The organism is Fibrella aquatica (assembly GCF_041321135.1).
Taxonomy (GTDB): domain Bacteria; phylum Bacteroidota; class Bacteroidia; order Cytophagales; family Spirosomataceae; genus Fibrella; species Fibrella aquatica.
On sequence record NZ_JBGGWF010000005.1, the window covers coordinates 276690 to 295140 of the forward strand.

Here is an 18451-nt window from a genome sequence, read left to right on the forward strand (position 1 = left end):
TAAGTAGGAATTAAATCGATAGGATTTGTAAAGTGGTTGTGTTACAGTAAGTTTACATGATAGAAAGACCGATGTAAACATATTGGTCTTTCTCTTTGATTAAATCAACTCAACAACTACTCCGCGAGTGAAAACAGGTTTATCCGCTTCTATCCACAAAGTGCTGTATGGTGCCGGGCTGCTTAGCCTATCGGCCACGGCCTTTGCCCAAACTACCTATTACGTAGCCAGTTCGGGCAGCGACAGCAACGACGGTCGATCAGCCGGGTCGGCCTTTCAATCGCTCGGTAAAGTCAATTCATTGGCGCTACAGGCTGGCGATCAGGTGTTATTCCGACGGGGCGATACCTTCCGGGGTACGTTGCAGATTCGCCGCTCAGGTACGTCGGCGCAACCAATCGTGATCGATGCGTTCGGTTCAGGGAACAAGCCGGTGATCAGCGGATCGGTTCCCATCAGTAACTGGAGCAACATTGGCGGAAACGTGTGGCAGGCCGATGCATCGGCGCTCGGCAGTCAGGTAACGGGTGTGTATCGAAACGGGTCACCGCTACCATTGGGGCGTTACCCTAACCTCGACGCTGCCAACCGGGGCTATCTCACCATTCAGTCGCATAGTGGCAAATCGCAGCTGACGGGTAAAGAGCAACTGCCTGCCAATTTCGTAGGCGGAGAAGTAGTTGACCGGCCCGTTCAGTGGATCATTAACCGAAGCACGATTACCCAGCAAAACGGGAATACGCTGACCGTAAATCACCCCAACTCGTACGATTTCAGCGATACCTGGGGCTATTTCATACAAAATCACCCCGCCACGCTCGACCAAAACGGCGAATGGTATTACAACCCCGGCAATAAAACGTTGCGTGTGTTTTCGTCAGAAAACCCCGGTAATCAAACCATTACGGCCACTGCCTTCTCAACGGGTATAAATATTGCGTTCGTGAGCAACGTAGTGGTGCGTAACCTGGCCGTTATTGAAACAATCAATACGGGTATCCTGATCGAAAACGGAACTGGCATCACCCTGTTGGGGAACGACATTATCGACTCGGGGGAAGATGGACTCGTGGCGCGGGGAAGCGGCAATACGGTGCTACTCGAAAATAACCTGATCGAAGAGGCCAACAACAACGGCGTATCGGTGACGGGCTATCAGAACTTCACATTTCGGGGCAACACCCTGCGCCGTGTTGGTTTGCTGCCCGGCCGTGGTAAAGATGGTGATGGGACCTACGTTGGCTTCAATTCTGTTTTGTGTGATCGGGTCACGATTGAAAACAACGTGGTAGACCAGATCGGTTATAACGGCATCAACTTCTCAAGCAGTACCACGGTGCAGCGTAACCGGGTATCGAACTACTGCCTCACCAAAAGCGATGGGGGAGGGTTGTATATCTGGAACGGTAACCGGCAGACAATGAACAATGTACGCATTCTGAGCAACATTGTTTTCAACGGAATCGGAGCGCCTGAAGGAACACCCGGCGGCGCTTACTCGGGTGCGAACGGCATCTTCCTCGACGACTGCACTACTAACGTGGAAGTGCGCGATAACACGGTGTTTAACAACCACGGACTGGGTTTTTTCCTGCACGGTTCGCAATCGGCACAACTGATCAACAACACGTCGTTCAATAACGGGGAGGCACAGTTTGCCCTTACCAGTCGAAACGGTGGGTGTTCGCCGCGGAGCAATACCATCCAAAACAACGTGTTCGTCAGCCGATTGGCGGGGCAGTTGGTCACTAAATATGAATCGCACCTGAACGACCTGACCAGTTTCGGGCAGTTCGATAATAACGTGTATGCGCGGCCTTTCAACGATGAATTCAAGATTAGGGCGGTTCTGAATCCTGGATCGGGCGTTACCGGGGCCGATTTGTCATTGGCCGAATGGCAAAGCCGCTACGGCAAAGATGCCGGTTCGCTGAATAGTCCGGTGACCTATAAACCGTTTGCAACCACAGGAAATGGTGTTTTTAAACTCAACAACTCATTCAGCAGCAATAACGAAGGCTGGGATACTTACAGCCCCTACGGCAACGGTCGGGCCACCTGGGATAACAGCAATCGCCTCGACGGGGGTAGTCTGAACATTTCATTCCCAACCTCGTCGGGTCAATCGAACTCGTATGTCTTGGCGTCGAAAGACATTGGCTCGGTGACGCAAAACCGGGTGTATCTGCTTACGTTCGATGCCGTAGCGTCGGCCCCCGGTAAACGGATTGAAGTGTTTATTCGGCAGAAAACCGGGTCGTACCGCGATTTGGATACGCGCTCGCTTATTTTGGCTGGCACCGGTCGGGAACGGTTTGAACTCTCGTATGTCGCCAATGCCAACGAAGGATCGGCCATTGTGGTGTTTCAGGTAACCGAAGACGGTAAAACGCTCTGGATTGATAATGTGCAGGTGCAGGAAGCGACCCGTACCCCACAGAACCCCGACGATTTTATCCGGCTCGAATACAACGATACCAATCAGGATAAAACAATTTCGCTGGGCGGCTCGTATCGCGACGGACGTAACACGCTTTATACCAACCAGATCACCTTAGCGCCGTTTACGTCGGTTGTCTTGTTTAAAACCACTGGCGAAACCCCGCCGCCACCCGTAGAGGTGCCGCTGCGTGACCCTGACAACCCGGCCAATGCCGTGGCTGGTCTGGATTTTAGCTACTACGAAGGCGATTGGACATCCCTCCCCGATTTCAACGCCCTCACGCCGATAAAATCGGGAACGACCAGTCAGGTCGATCTTACTCAGCGTAACCGGGACGACAGCTTCGCGCTGCAATTCCGGGGCTTTGTGAACGTACCTACCGACGGAGTCTACACGTTCTATACCAATTCTGATGATGGCAGCAAGCTGTTTATTGGTACCAATGAAGTAGTGAATAACGACGGCGGTCACCCCGAACAGGAACGGTCGGGCACGATTGGTCTGAAAGCCGGTCGCCACGCCATTACTATTCCTTATTTCGAAGGCGGCGGCGGACAGGCTCTGAGTGTGAGTTATAGCGGACCGGGTATTGGCAAACAGGTTATTCCAACATCGGCTTATTTCCGGGTTGGTTCGGATACGCCTCCGCCTACGCAGGTCACCTTGCGCGACCCGGAAAACCCAGCCAATGCCGTAGCGGGTCTCGATTACAGTTATTACGAAGGAAGCTGGGGGATGGTGCCTAATTTCGGTGCACTGACGCCTGTACGTTCTGCTACCGTAGCTGTTCCCGACGTAAGCCCACGCAGCCGGGAAGATGACTTTGGGTTGCAGTTCCGGGGTTTCGTGAACGTACCTACTGACGGAGTCTACACATTCTTCACCAATTCCGACGATGGTAGCAAACTGTTTATCGGGACTACCGAGGTGGTGAATAACGACGGTGGCCACCCTGAGCAGGAACGGTCAGGCACGATTGGCTTGAAAGCTGGTCGCCACGCCATCACCATTCCTTATTTTGAAGGTGGCGGCGGACAGACGTTGAGCGTCAGCTACAGTGGTCCGGGCCTCAGCAAGCGGGTTATTCCGGCATCGGCCTACTTCCGTATCGGTACCGCCACACCACCGCCGCCACCACCAACGGCTAACCTGCGTGATCCTGAAAATCCGGAGAACGCCGTAGCTGGTCTGGATTATGGTTACTACGAAGGGAACTGGAGTGTGCTGCCCAATTTCGACGCGCTGACGCCTGTTCGTACCGCAACCGCGAGTTTACCCGACTTGAACCTGACTCGTAGAAGCGATCAGTTTGGACTTCGTTTCCGGGGCTTCGTGAACGTACCTACCGACGGGGTGTACACCTTCTTTACCTACTCAGATGATGGCAGCAAGCTGTTCATCGGTACGACCGAAGTAGTCAACAACGATGGGGGGCATGCCGAGCAGGAACGCTCAGGCACAATTGGTTTGAAAGCCGGTCGCCATGCTATCACCATTCCCTATTTTGAAGGAGCTGGTGGTCAGGCATTGAGCGTGAGTTATAGTGGGCCGGGCATCAGTAAGCAGGTTATTCCGGCTTCTGCCTTTTACCGCGTTGGTAGCGGCACGCCTCCTCCTACGCCTGTTCCGTCGGGAACGGGAACGGGCTTGCTGGGTCAGTATTTCAACAACAAAAGCCTGACCGCCCCTGTTGTACTCAGCCGCACCGATGCTCTGATTGATTTCGATTGGGGGAATGGCGCACCGGGTGCCGGAGTAACGGTCGATAATTTCTCGGTTCGCTGGACAGGTCAGATAGAAGCACCCGCAACGGGCAACTACGTGTTCACGACCAACGCTGATGACGGTATCCGGCTTTGGATCAACAATGTGCAGGTCATCAACGATTGGCGCGATCACCCGCTGACCACGACAAACAGTACCAATATTCCGCTGGTGGCTGGCCAGAAATACGCCATTCGGCTGGAATACTATGAGAACATCGTTGGCGCTATAGCCCGTTTACGCTGGACGTACCCAGGTCAGGCGCAGCAGATTATTCCACAAATGTGGTTATATCCCGCGTCGGGCAATGCCCGGTTAGCTTCGTCGGAAGAGCGCACGATCCTGCAACAGTCGGTTATTTTCCCGGTACCCGTTCGCGACGAGTTATCGATCCGGTATTTCACTGAACAGGCCGGTACCGCCAGTGTGCAGATGATCAGTGCCGCCGGTATTCCCATGCTTCAGGCCGACCACGCAGTAACGGTGGGTGAAAACCTGATGAAACTCCCCGTTGGTTCACTGACGCGCGGTTTCTACATCCTGAAACTCGTTCAGGGCGATCAGCAACGTACCTGGAAAGTGATCCTGAGCGAATAAAAGCTTCTGTGCTATTCATAGAAAAAGCCGCCTGTTCTACGTGAACGGGCGGCTTTTTTGCGAATGGAAGGAAAATCAATATTGTAATGCTGTATTGCTTCGCGAGCTAGGCCCTTCGACTAGGCCGGTCCGCCGGTGCGGTCCCCGACAGGCTCAGGGTGACATCAGTCATCACCATATTTAGGCTAACGTACCTGAGTGTCCTGTCACCCTGAGCCTGTCGGGGACCGCACCGGCGGACCGGCCTAGTCGAAGGGCCTAGCTCGCGAAGCAATACTCCGTTGTCACTCGCCACAGGCAAGCGACAACGGAAATCGCGTGATTCTTAGTTCTTCTTATCGGCCGAAGAACCCATGCGGGCGGGTGCCGCGGCTGGGGTAGCAGTGGCTGTCATAGGCTCGCCTTCCTTGTCGAGTTCAACCACTTCGTAACCCAACTTCGAGAGGCCCGGCTTAATCAGCGTTTTATCACCAACCACCGCAATCACCATCTTGTCGACGGGCAGGCGTTTTTTGGCAATAGCGTCGACCTGTGCTTTGGTAATCGTGCGCAGAATCTGGGCTTGCTGCTCCACGTAGTTTTTCGGTAGATCGTAGTCGATGATCCGGCTCAGGAAGATCGCTTTCTGGAACGATGTTTCGTACCGAAGTGCATCGGTCTGGCCCAGCGAACTCTTCACAAACGTCAGCTCCTGATCGGTAATGCCTGCCTGGCTGTAGTTCTTCATTTCCTTGAGAAACTCAACCACCGAACTGTCGGTAGCGGCGGCTTTCACCCCGGCACTGGCCGTAAACGGACCAGGCGTTTTGGTACTGCCGAAACCCGACCGGGCGCCATATGTCCAGCCTTTGTCTTCGCGCAGGTTCAGGTTGATCCGGCTGCTGAAGGCACCGCCCAGCATATAGTTGGTCAGCGTGGTTTTGTAGTATTCGCCGGTGGCGTCGTAGGGCAAGTCGGTCAGGTAACCGATTCTGATTTCTGACTGTGCCGCTTTTTCTTTATCGATCAGGTAGATCCGCGTTTTGTCGATTTTGCGGGCAACGGCTGGTTTAGGCAGATCAACGGGTTTGGCGGCCCACTTGGTCAGGAAAGCCAGTTTAGGCATCACCGCCGATTGCTCAATGTCGCCCACGATGACCAGATTCGTCACCGATGGCGAGAGTGAGCTCTGATAAAATGCCTTCACATCGTCCAGCGTAATCGACTCCACCGTTTTGGTCGTGCCGCTCAGCGGAATAGCGCGGATATTGCCTTCGCCATACAGCAGTTTGCTATACGCTTTGTTGGCAATCACAACCGGCTGTGTGCTTTGGCTGGCGATATTCTCCAGTTGCTGATTCTTGCGGCGCGTGAAATCATCAGCGGCAAATTTGGGCCGGAACAACTTTTCTTCCAGCAAGGCCAGCGTAGCGTCGATGTTTTTGACCGGCGATTCAACCGAGACGCTGATTTCTTCCGTAGACGCCTGAATGCTGATGTCAGCGCCCAGTTTCTCCAGTTTCGTATTCATTTCTTCGCTTGAAAAGCCCTGCGTGTCTTCGTTCATCAACGAGGCCGTCAGTTGGGCTATGCCCGCCTTCGAAGGATCTTTAGCCGACAGCAAGTGACCACCTTTGATGCTGAAGAGCATGGTCACGGTTGGAATCTCATCGTTGCGGGTGCCAATAACTTTCAGGCCGTTCGCCATTTTGTCGGTCCAGAAAGGCGGTACTTTCAGCGCGGGGTTCGGGCCGGGACCGGGTTTCACCTTGCGGTCGAAGCTGTCTTTCGCTTTGGCATATTTCAGACCGTTATAGCCATAATCGGGCGCCTGATAACCAGCCGTCACAATGGTGTAATTGTCTGGTTTTGCCACGATCTCGGCTTTGCCTTTTGGGTACACGGTCAGCAAAACGGCGTTTTTGCCTTTAATATACTGGTTGTACACCCGCATCACATCGGCTTTGGTCACGGCGTTGTAGCGCTTGATCTCCTGCGGAATGTAGTTGGGGTTGCCCAGGTACGTCTGATACGCCGCCAGTTGCGATACTTTACCGGCAACGCTGGCCAGTCCAGAAATGAGTTGCGCCTCGCGCGAGGCCTTGAACTGCGCCAGATCGTCGTCAGTAACGCCCCGACTTTCAAACTCGGCCAGTGTTTTGCGAACAACCATTTCGGTGCTATCCAGACTTTTATTCGGGAACGGCAGAATGCGCATGGCCATCTGACCGGCCAGTTCCGACGTGGGGTGGCCCGCATTGGCCTGAACGGCTAACTGCGTCTTTACCAGATTCTTGTAAAAGAGCGAGTTTTTGCCGCCGCCCAGAATTTCGGCCAGCGCATCGAGCGGAGCCTCGTCGGGGTGGTAATTAGGCACCGTGGGGAACACAATCTGAAGCATTGGGAACCGAACGTTGTCTTCGTACGATACGCGCCGGTCTTTGTCGAGCACAACCGCAGGCACCACCGTCTTGGTCACCTCCGGCCCTCGCGGAATACCACCGAAGTATTTTTCAACCATGGCTACCACCTGCTTAGGCGTTACATCGCCACCAATCGTCAGTACGGCATTATTGGGGCCGTACCAGCGCAGGAAGAAGTTTTTTAGGTCGTTAACGTTTACCCGGTTCAGGTCTTCGATATACCCAATTGTGAGCCACGAATAGGGGTGACCGTACGGGAAGAGGTTCTTCGCCACATATTCGCTAGCCAGACCGTAAGGGCGGTTATCGTAGTTCTGACCGCGTTCGTTTTTCACCGTTGCCCGTTGATTTTCGAATTTCTTCTGCGATACGGCATCGAGCAAAAAGCCCATCCGGTCGGCTTCGAGCCAGAGTGCGCGCTCCAGCTGATTGCTGGGAAGCGTTTCGTAGTAGTTGGTCCGGTCGGTATTGGTCGAGCCGTTCAGCGTTCCGCCCGATTCGGTCACGATCTTGAAGTGTTCATCGTCGGCCACGTGGTCAGATCCCTGAAACATCATGTGCTCGAAGAAGTGCGCAAAGCCCGACTTGCCAATTTCTTCCCGCGCTGATCCAACGTGGTAGGTCACGTCGACGTGCACAACGGGGTCAGAATGGTCTTCGTGTACCACCAGCGTTAGGCCGTTGGGGAGTACGTACTTTTCGTACGGGATCAGGAGTTCTTTCCCTTGTCGGGTTACCTTCTCCACTAATTTCGTCTGTGCCGATGAAGTGCCTGCTATCAGACAACTCACCAGCACCGACAGGTAAACGGTTGCTTTTTTCATGTTGGGTACCAGCAGAAGTAAGCCTGTAAGTTACACCCTGAATCAACATGAATACTAACTTCTTAAAACCCAGACACTAAATATGTTGAACAATTCATGTTAACAGTCAATAGTCTGGGTACGTGGTCGATAAAAGTTATCCACATACTTTGTGAGTTATCCACATTTATCCTGTCGGTTAATTCGAGTGTTAATTTTCGCGAGTTAGGCTTCGCGCGAAGCCTAACTCGCGAAAATTAACACTCACAACAACAAGCACTCACCGCACCACCCGAATATCAACGCTGGCTTCGTCGTCTTCCCCCGGCCTGACGGCACGGTTGTTGGGCGTCGAATCCGGATCGGTTACCGACGAACGGGTGATTTCAACCCGGCACGAATCAGTAGTTGCTGGTAGCCAGTATACCGTTTTGTTCACCGTGGCATTGATGCCTACCGAACCAATATCCACCGTGACTAGTGTTCCAGCTGGTTTCCAGGTGATTCTGTCCAGACTGTAGGTGCCGTTTGGAATGGTGAGTCCGGTCTGTACCAGGGTGGCAGCGGTCCCGCCCCGGTTATGAACCCGGATGGCCAGTTGAATGGTGTCGCGCAGTGTCGCCACTCGTTTGCTTAGGCTCAGTAGCACGCTTAAATCAGCCTGATTGGACACGGGTAGGGGCTGATTGCCCGCCACCGCCGGTAGCACACGCCCGTTCGGATTGGGTGATACCGACACCACGCGGGTCGTATCGTCCGTGCGCCAGTCCGCCATAGCCACGTCATCTTCACCGTCGCGGGTGCCTGTACCAGGTTGACTATCGGGATCGGGGGTGTCGCAGCGGACAACTTCTACGGCGTTCAGGTACGTTCCACGCTTGTTCACCCATGTTCTGAAACTGAATGTGCGCGTTTCGCCCGCAGGTACGTTGCCAACCGAATAGCGTAGGCTGTCGCCGCTTACGGCCGATTGGCTGCCCACATAACTAAGGCCAGCGGGTAACCGATTCAGAACGGTTAGGTTTTCGGCCAGATCAGGTCCGGCATTGGTAACGCGAACCGAATACGTGACTGAATCGCCCAACTGGCAAAACCGCTTATCGACCCAGCTTTCCAGCGACACGTCGGCCCCGTCGACAAACACCTGGATGGTGGTTCCTGAGCCAATTCCGCAGCCGTCTGTGAGGTTCGTCAGCGAATAACTCGTGGTTTGGGAGGGCGTCAGCGTAAGCGAATACGGATTTTGCGATGTATTGACCACCAATGCCGCACCGGCTACGCTGAAAGACCACGGAGCCACGCCACTCAACTGCACAGGTACCACCGCCCGCTGCCCCGACCGAATAAATGGCCGCCCCACAATACTAGCCGTAGCCGGTTGACCAATTACTACCGACATTGCCGCCGATTCGGTCAGGCAACTGCCCTGCTCGTACACCAGGCTGTAAACGCCCGTTTCAGTGGCTATAAGCCGATCTGTCTCGGTACCGGGCAGGCGAACGCCGTTTCGTTTCCAGTAACTATAAGAGCCGGTTACCCGCCGCAGCTCAATGGCGGAATCAGGGCAGCGAAGTCGATTTCCTACGGCCGCAATGGTTGGTCTGGCTGGTTGACCAATGGTAACGCTGACCGGCCTGGAAACGCCTCCACAAACGCCATTCGTGACCGAAACACTGTACAGACCCGATTCCGAAACGGTGTGGTACGTTTGCAATCCCTCACTAATAGGTTGCCCGTTCCGAAGCCAGCTAAAGGAAACGGTGCCCGTTCGGGGAAAATCACGGGTCGATAGCTCAACATCGTTGCAACGTTCGTTGAGGGTCAGCACTGGTGTCAGCGATTGGCTGAACGTTACTGAAACCGATACGGCGGTGCCTGAGCAACTGCCCGATGTGTAGCGAAGACCGTAGTTACCCGGCGTATCGACTAAATAGCTGAATCCGGTAGCACCGGCGATAGGTACGTTGTTTTTGGTCCATTGCAGGGTATGACTGGTGTTTTTGGCGTACAACACCAGCGATTCGCCCGAGCAGAGCGAGGTGCTTCCGTAAAAATAAAAGCCGTTGCTCAACTGGCTGTTGGCGGTCACACCGATCGGATCACTTATGGCCGCACATGTACCCCGCTGAACCTGTAGCCGGTAATCGCCCGCCTGCCCAACGGTGATGATGGAACCTGCCTGACCCGCTACCGTCTGGCCATTTTTTAGCCATTGATACGTCGTGCCGTCTGGTTGGGTGGTGGCGTAGAGGCTGAGCGTTTCGGTGCCGCAAAGGGTTGGGGTCAGATCGCCTGCCACGGCAATTACCGGTGGAAGAATGGCTTTGTTAAACGTCAGGTACGTGGCGGGTGCTGTGCTCATGCAGGTGCCCGTTCCGGCTGCGGTAAAGCTAATGCTGTACGAGTAACCTCCGGTGGCCGTTGCCGACAATACGGGTGAGTTAGTGCCGGGCAGATCAATTCCGTTGCGCTGCCAATGGTAGGTAGCGTTCTGCCCCAGATACGAACTTCCCAGCGAAACAGCCGTACCCGGACAAAGAGGCCCATCGGCAACGTTGGTCGCGTTGAGTACACTCGCGGTGGGGGCATCTACCGCAATCAGCAGAAACCCATCAGTACTGTTGGTGACGCACGTACCCACCGATGCCGTAAAGCTGTACGTACCTGTTTGGCCGGTCAGCAATGTGGCGGTTGTTTTTTCGGGAAGCGGCTGTCCATCAATAGCCCACCGATAGGTAGCCGTGAGGCTTTCGGGAAGGTTAGGCACATAGGCCCGTAACAGTGCCGAATCGCCGGGACATACGTACCCACTCGTGAAGTTGGGGGTAGTCGTTTGCGTACCCGGCAGTTTCCGCCCATCAACAATGCGCGCCTGATCGAGGGTGAAGTTACCAATGGTGATGGCTGAACTGCTGAGGGCGGTTGTCAAACTGAAGGCCGGGGCTTCGAGGCGAATGCGATAGCCCGTCCCCGATGCTGCGCTAGCTGGAACCGTGGCCGAAAGGGGACTCGATGTGCCGGCTGCCAAATCGGTGCCTTTGCTGAAATCGCCCGACGCATCAGATAGCCGCACCACAACCCGGCTGGGAGGTACGTTGGTAAGCGTGAAACTGACGGGAAATGTGCTGCCCGCGCAAAAAGCGGTGGTTGAGAACGGACCTGCTAATAAAGTGGGTGTATCCAGCGCCCAGGCGTCGGTTTCCCACACGCCCCGACCGTTGGTGACCACAGCTACCCGTTCGTCGGCCGCGCGGTAAACAAGTTGTTTCCCCCGAATCAGCGGAGCAGGGCTGTTGGTTAGTGCCCAGCCGGGGTTGGTGGCCGTAATGTCGGTGGTCGACCAAACGCCCAGTTCAGTAGCCAGCATCACCTGCTTTCGGTTGGTGGGGTTCATCAAAACGGCGTGCACCGGCATGTCGGGCAGGCCGTGGGCGGGCAGGTCTTTGCTCACCCAGGTTTCCCCGGCATTGGCCGTGTACCAAACCGACTGAACTCCGTAGTTCGAGAGCGTGACCACCAGTTCGTTGTCGGTTGCGCCCACATCAATACCGCTGATAGTACTTCCCGGTGGAAAGGAATTCTTGTCTATTTTGGTTAAAACGGGCGTTAGCTGGTCGGTACCGGTTATTCTATACAAACCGCCATTGAGCGGGGCGGCAAAAAGCGTGTTTTGGGCCCGGCCAATTTTCAGGTAGGTGGGCCGGGCCAGATTACCACTGTCGAGTAGCGAAATCTGCGGATCGGTGCCAATACCGGTGGCTTTCCGGTACCCATCCGACCAGAAGAAGAAGGTGTTGTTCCGGCTGTCGTAGTCAACGCCCCCATCCGGGTAATCGCCCGATCCCCAGTCTGTAGCGTAGTAATCCCAGGCGGCTGAATTGTCTAGATTTCGGGTCAGAAAACCGCCGTTTGTCGTCGCAGCCACCTGAACAGCCGGTTCATTCTGATCAATAAACGGTCGGAGGGGATAGGCTGGATAAATGACCTGTGCAGTACCCGGTGCCGAACCAGTGGTTGCCGTTTCCAGCAAACCTGGTCCCGACACACTACCGGTAAGTCGATACGGATCGTTAGCCACATTTTTCATTGCGACCCCCGCTACGTCGAGGCCGCCAAAGCCCCGGCTTCGGTTGTGCTGAACTTCGTTCCGGCCCTCGGCTACAAGCTGCTGAATGGGGGCATAATACACCTGATTATCGCTTCCCCAAACGGCTCCCTGCTTCGGCAACGGGAAGAAAGCGGTCGCCCGGCCAATTGCTTTTCCGTCTGTCCAGCTTGCGCCCCCATCGCCCGATCGGTATAACTGGTCGTAGGCGGTCAGGTAGAGCACGGAAGCGGAGTCGGGTGATGCGCTCATTGTAAAGTATTGATTACCAAAGCCAAGTGTAATATCCAGATCGGGTGCGTCGGCATATACCGGGCGGGTCATGGTTTGCCAGGTTTGGCCCCCGTTGGTTGATTTTCGAAGCCACCGAAGTGTATGTCCACCGAAGTCGTTATCCAGCGCAATTTGGGCGGCATACAATACCTGTGCGTTTCCGCCGGTCGAACTGACGGGGGCGGCCACGGCTAATTCGGTACGGGTTCCTACGTAGGGCGCCGTGTTGGGGGGCGTAATCTCGACCCAGGTTGCTGCTGCCGCCGTCGTTGATCGGAAAATCCGCCCGTTAGCCATGCTGACATAGACCAGTTCATCAGGCCCGGTTCTAAGCGTTGATACCCGGTCACTGCCACCGGCCACAGGCTGCGCCCCGATTTGACGTTGCGGAGCCAGGAGAAACTGCCAGCTCCTGCCCTGATCGAACGAACGCAGTACACCGCCCTGTGTACCAGCCAACAACAGACCGGTAGTGGTAACAGCCATGCCCGCAATCTGACCAAAAGCGGACTGTAAAGCCGTGCCCGTTTGCGAGGGGATAGTGGCAGTTAACCGAAGCCATGTTTTTCCCTTATCGGCCGTTCGCCAGATGCCGCCGCCGCTTGCTTCGCCCAACGGATCGCCCGTTGCGGCATAGGCAACCACGCTGTTGGTAGGGTCGGTGGTCATGGCCGATATGTTTTTACTGGCCCAGTCGTCGCTAAGTGGTGACCAGCTAAGGCCGGTTTCGGCCAAATTGGTATGTAGCCATAAGCCAGCGGTGGTGCTGCCCGCCCAAACTGTACGGCCGGTGGGGTCGCCAACCGGGGGGAGAAACAACCGAATGGTGCCGGTAAAGCCCAGCGGCCCACGTTCAGTCCAGGTTACGCCAGAGATTCCCGTGCGGGCATTGCGCGCCGTTGATTTTGTCAATTTGGTTCTAATCGCGTTAAGCCGTTCGGCCGGTACCCGACCAGTAGCGGGGTCGCGGGTACGTCGGGCGTACTCTGCCTGATACACGCGCCGAAGTGAATCGGTTTGTCGGGGCGTTGGTGAAGCAGGAGGCGAGGAAGTAGAACGTACCTGTGCCCAGGTCGAGGAGTTCAGTACTGTGCACGCAAATACGGCGCATAGCACCCGAAAGATAGAAAGTAGCATAGATGGATCGCGTCGGCGGGTTAAGGCCAATAAAAGTTGCGTCCAAACTCATGCCAATCTATTTAAACTACAGATTAAAAAGAGTTTTGTATAGCTAAATTAATATTAAGTGTATTTGTTACTGAATAGTAAATAAACTAAACTAAGTTGTTAGAACTAGCTAAGAGGATTTTACTATAGTCATGAAATTATATATAAATGATCAGATAAGCATTTTTATTGATAGAAAAAGAGCCTGTTTTCAGGTACGACGTACCTGAAAACAGGCGTTACCAACTTATTGCATCGTTGTCATGGCATTCTCCAGCCGCTCCATCACACCCTCTTTGCCCACAATTTCCATTGTCAACATCAGGTCGGGGCCAGTGCCCAGGCCGGTCAGCGCCAATCGCATGGCCTGCATCACCTTTCCCTGCTTAATGCCTGCCTGTGTAAGCGTATCAGACAGCAACTGCTTGATCGCATCGGCTTCGAAGGGTTTTTCAAACTGAACCAGCCGGTCGCGGAACGCCACTACGGCGCGGCGGGCTTCGTCATTCCATTTGGCGGCCCGTACGGTTTCGTCAAACTCGGTAGGCGCGTAGAAAATGGTTTTGGCTTCGGTGAATAGCTCACCCGCAAAGGTGACGCGCTCTTTCAGCAGGGCCACAATCTTCTCCGCTTTTTCTACTGAACAGTCAAATCCAGCATCCTGTGCCTGTTTTTGCACCTCCGGCGCCAGATCGGCGTTGGCTTGCTGCCGGATATACTGGTGGTTGAACCACTTCGCTTTTTCGATATCGAACCGTGCGCCGCCTTTGTGGATTTTTTCCAGATCGAATGCATCGATCAGTTCGTCCATCGTGAACAATTCCTGCTCGGTGCCAGGGTTCCAGCCCAGTAGTGACAGGAAGTTAACGAGTGCTTCGGGCAGGTAGCCATCTTCGCGGAAACCGCGCGCTACCACACCCGTAAAGGGGTCTTTCCATTCGAGCGGAAACACCGGAAAACCGCCCAGGTCAGCATCGCGCTTGCTGAGTTTGCCGTTGCCTTCGGGCTTGAGCAGAAGCGGCAGGTGCGCAAACTGAGGCATGGTATCTTCCCAGCCTAAATACCGATATAGCAACACGTGAAGCGGTGCCGAGGGCAACCATTCTTCGCCCCGAATCACGTGCGTGATCCGCATCAGGTGATCGTCGACCACGTTGGCCAGGTGGTACGTAGGCAACCCGTCCGATTTCAGCAATACTTTATCATCAATGGCCGACGAGTGTACGTTTACCCAACCCCGAACCAGGTCGTTCAGCCGAACTTCCTCTTTCCGGGGTGTTTTCAGTCGAATCACATACGCTTCACCCCCTTCGATGCGGGCTTTCACTTCATCGGCGGGAAGCGTCAGGGCGTTTTTCATCTGCATCCGCGTAATGGCGTTGTACTGCGCCGCGGGGGCATTGGCCGCTTCGAGCCGGGCCCGCATGGCGTCCAGTTCGTCGGCCGTGTCGAATGCGTAATAGGCTTTACCCTCTTCAACAAGCCGCAGGGCCTCTTTCTGGTAAATTTCTCTGCGTTCCGATTGTCGGTAGGGCGCGTCGGTACCAACCGGTCCGTTGGCTGTTTGCCCTTCATCGATCTGGATACCAACCCAGTTCAGGGCCTCAATGATGTATTGCTCAGCGCCGGGTACAAAGCGGTTCTGGTCAGTATCTTCAATCCGAAGCAACATCTGTCCGCCCATTTTCCGGGCAAACAGGTAATTATATAGTGCCGTACGAACGCCGCCAATATGGAGCGGCCCCGTCGGGCTAGGTGCGAATCGAACGCGGGGTGGAGTTTGCATGAATTAGGGGGAGGAAGGGGAGGAAAGGGACGAGAAGGAGGAAAGGAGCTTTGCCACAGATCGTATCTGTATCATCGCGCAATTCCCTTTCCTCCTTCTCGTCCCTTTCCTCCCCTTCCTCCTTTATTTTACGGCGATGACTGAGATTTCGACGTTGACGTCTTTGGGTAAGCGGGCTACTTCGACGGTTTCGCGGGCGGGGAAGTCGGCAGTGAAGAAACTACCGTATATCTCGTTGATAGCACCGAAGTTGTTCATGTCTTTTACGAAAATAGTGGCTTTCACAATGTTGGTGTAGTTCATATCGGCAGCACGAAGAATAGCGCCAATATTTTCCAGTACCTTTCGGGTTTCGGCCTTTATATCGCCTGATGATGCCAGTTCGGCCGCTATCTGACCCGATACATATAAGGTGTTGCCGATTTTTACAGCCTGACTATACGGTCCGATCGGCGCAGGTGCCTGGTCGGTATAAATGATTTGCTTTGACATTTTTTCAATGAGATTTATGGTACGCGGATTACAGAGATTAATCGGATCTACGCGGAGTTTAATGGGTACGCAGATTCAAAAGGATTAAAACGATTTACACAATTTTTTAGATCAAAGTAGATAGGCTCCGCTTGATGCTAATAATCCGCTTCAATCCACAATCCGCGTAAATCGTTTTAATCCTTTTGAATCCGTTTCCCCTTAAATCCCGCGTACCAAGCCACAAAAGTACACACCATATGGCAACCCACCACCTGATCATCTTTGTTAAGAACCCCATACCCGGCACCGTGAAGACGCGTATTGCCCGTACTGTTGGTAACGCCAAAGCTGCCGAGGTATATCGCTACCTCATTCATTACACCCAACAGGTTACGCGCTATGTTCCCTGGAAAAAGACGGTGTATTACGCCGACTTTATAAACCCTACAGACGGGTGGAGTGGCTACGGGAAGGCCAAACAGGTGGGTACTGACCTAGGCGAACGGATGGACAATGCTTTCCGTGACCAATTTGCCGCAGGTGCCGAAAAAGCAATCATCATCGGGAGCGACTGCCTGACCATTACGGAAGAACACTTGTTTGCTGCTTTTCAAGCACTGGATCGCGCTGACGTAGTGATTGGGCCAGCCACCGATGGCGGGTATTATTTGTTGGGTATGAAACAGCCCAACCCGTTTTTGTTTGAAAAAATGCCCTGGAGCCAGCCCGAACTACGATTATTGACCGAGCAGGCAATTCTGCAACAAGGCCTCACCTTCGAACGACTGGAAGAACTGACCGACATTGACGAATGGAGTGACTACGAACAGGCCATACGGGTTCCTAAGTGAACGTACCTGATGACCTGTCACCTAAAAATATGAGCGTAACAGCAGGTAAGCGGGTGGCGGCAAGCCTGTAGAAGCAAATGCCTCACAGGCTTGCCGTTACCTGCTTACTTGCCTGTGCCTGACAGTTGGGCGGCAGCAATTTTCCAGCCGTTGGCCATTTTCACACACGAGACAGTGAACACAACATCTGCATTGAAGTTCTCGCCCTGTAAAGTCCCCTTGAATGAAGAATTGCCGGTGACGATGGCGGTGTTACCATTGTAGGTCCGAGTGCTAAGATTGGTGGCTGGTGACGTTTCGACCACCAGAATACCAGCCGTAAGGCCCTGACTCAGCAAAGCCCGATCGGCGATTTGCCCATCGAAATTGACAATCGCAAAATCATCGGTGGTGAGGGCGGCAACAGTAGCAGCATCTTCGCTTTCCATTGCCTTAAAGAAGGCAGATACCAGGGGTTGTGGCTCTTGCGTAACCGGGGTTGTTTGTGCGTGAGTCAGTGAGGCGGTCATCAACGTACCCAGCAGTAAGATTGCTTTTTTCATGTAGTGAACTTCTGATTATTGAATCCACCAAAAATCGACACTTACTTATTTATAAGCAATTGTAATGCATTAGTAACATATGTAACTTGATATAGGAAGGTCTTTATGTTAATTGCCTAAGATCACACCAGCCCTTCTTTCAACAGATCGTGCAAGTGTACGAAACCGACCAGTTTGCCTGCTTCGGCTACCAGAATTTGGGTAATGTTGCGCTTTTGCATGATCTCCAGTGCCGCTACGGCATAATCGTCGGGCGATACACAGATGGGGTTTGGCGTCATGATATCACGGGCGCAAAGGTGCCGATAATCATCGTGCTGACTGACCATCCGCCGTACGTCGCCATCGGTGATAATGCCCAGCAACGTACCCACCTCTGTAGATTCGGCTGAGCTATCCTGAACGGCGGTTGCTCCTAACCGCCCCGCCGACATCGTCAGCATGGTATCATGGATACTTTGGTCAGGGCGTACGCAGGGGCATTGATTGCCGGGGTACAGATCACTCACTTTCAGGTACAATTTTTTGCCGAGTGCTCCACCGGGATGGTAACGGGCGAAGTCCTGCCGGGTAAAGCCGCGAGCCGTTAGCAGCGCAATAGCCAGTGCATCGCCCATTGCCATGGCTACGGTGGTGCTGGTGGTGGGGGCCAGGTTCAGCGGGTCGGCCTCCTGAGCGGCGGGGGCCAGCAAAACAAAATCGGCCTGTTTAGCCAGATATGAGGCTGGTTCTCCGACCAGCGCAATCAATTTGGCGTTGGTACGGCGAATAAGCGGGACCAGCACTTTTACCTCGGGGGTATTGCCGCTTTTCGAGATAGCCAACACAAGATCATTGGCCTGCACCATGCCTAAATCGCCATGAATGGCATCGGCAGCGTGCATAAAGAGGGCCGGTGTACCCGTAGAATTCAGCGTAGCTACCAGTTTCTGGCCAATCAGGGCACTTTTGCCCACGCCCGTTACCACTACTCGCCCGGCCGAAGTCAGAATCGCTTCAACACAGTAATCAAACTGACTATCAAGGTGTGCGATTGCCCCACGGATGGCCTCGGCTTCAGCTAGTAGCACATCGCGGGCAATTGATTGCATATTTTTTGTTAGATTCAACGTTCAGAAATGCTTAGGTAACACGGATGGGTTGTAAATTCGCTTAGTCCGTTCAACCGAACATAGATTAACCCTACTTATTCCGGGTTTCGTTGTAGTTTACTCAACGTCTCCCGTCACACACTTACAAAGATA

Annotated in this window: 8 protein-coding genes; 2 read left to right on the plus strand and 6 right to left on the minus strand. The window is 54.0% G+C overall.

Features of this window, described 5'->3' with window-relative positions; genetic code table 11:
* Positions 1 to 127 precede the first annotated feature (127 nt).
* Positions 128 to 4804 carry a PA14 domain-containing protein gene (locus ACAW87_RS14695; RefSeq protein WP_370724170.1) on the plus strand — a complete coding sequence of 1559 codons (4677 nt, stop codon included), beginning with the start codon at positions 128 to 130 and terminating at the stop codon, positions 4802 to 4804.
* A gap of 325 nt (positions 4805 to 5129) precedes the next feature.
* On the opposite strand, the gene ACAW87_RS14700 is transcribed toward ACAW87_RS14695, so the two are convergent.
* From ACAW87_RS14700 to ACAW87_RS14715, 4 genes are all read right to left on the minus strand, one after another.
* Positions 5130 to 8030 carry a M16 family metallopeptidase gene (locus ACAW87_RS14700; RefSeq protein ID WP_370724172.1) on the minus strand — a complete coding sequence of 967 codons (2901 nt, stop codon included), beginning with the start codon at positions 8028 to 8030 and terminating at the stop codon, positions 5130 to 5132.
* Positions 8031 to 8289: 259 nt separating this feature from the next.
* Positions 8290 to 13524: a hypothetical protein gene (locus tag ACAW87_RS14705; RefSeq protein ID WP_370724174.1), complete on the minus strand. Its 5235-nt coding sequence runs from the start codon at positions 13522 to 13524 to the stop codon at positions 8290 to 8292.
* A gap of 277 nt (positions 13525 to 13801) precedes the next feature.
* Positions 13802 to 15340 (minus strand): glutamate--tRNA ligase, encoded by a 1539-nt coding sequence (gltX, locus tag ACAW87_RS14710; protein ID WP_370724176.1) that lies wholly within the window; start codon positions 15338 to 15340, stop codon positions 13802 to 13804.
* A gap of 123 nt (positions 15341 to 15463) precedes the next feature.
* On the minus strand, positions 15464 to 15832 hold the full coding sequence (locus tag ACAW87_RS14715; RefSeq protein ID WP_370724177.1) for a Rid family detoxifying hydrolase: 369 nt from the start codon (positions 15830 to 15832) through the stop codon (positions 15464 to 15466).
* A 239-nt stretch (positions 15833 to 16071) separates the two neighbouring features.
* Between ACAW87_RS14715 and ACAW87_RS14720 the strand changes: the two genes are divergently transcribed.
* On the plus strand, positions 16072 to 16665 hold the full coding sequence (locus ACAW87_RS14720; protein WP_370724179.1) for a TIGR04282 family arsenosugar biosynthesis glycosyltransferase: 594 nt from the start codon (positions 16072 to 16074) through the stop codon (positions 16663 to 16665).
* A 104-nt stretch (positions 16666 to 16769) separates the two neighbouring features.
* On the opposite strand, the gene ACAW87_RS14725 is transcribed toward ACAW87_RS14720, so the two are convergent.
* Positions 16770 to 17207 carry a nuclear transport factor 2 family protein gene (locus ACAW87_RS14725; protein WP_370724180.1) on the minus strand — a complete coding sequence of 146 codons (438 nt, stop codon included), beginning with the start codon at positions 17205 to 17207 and terminating at the stop codon, positions 16770 to 16772.
* Between the two features lie 122 nt (positions 17208 to 17329).
* Positions 17330 to 18298, minus strand: coding sequence for a KpsF/GutQ family sugar-phosphate isomerase (locus ACAW87_RS14730; RefSeq protein WP_370724182.1), 969 nt, complete (start codon positions 18296 to 18298; stop codon positions 17330 to 17332).
* Positions 18299 to 18451 lie beyond the last annotated feature (153 nt).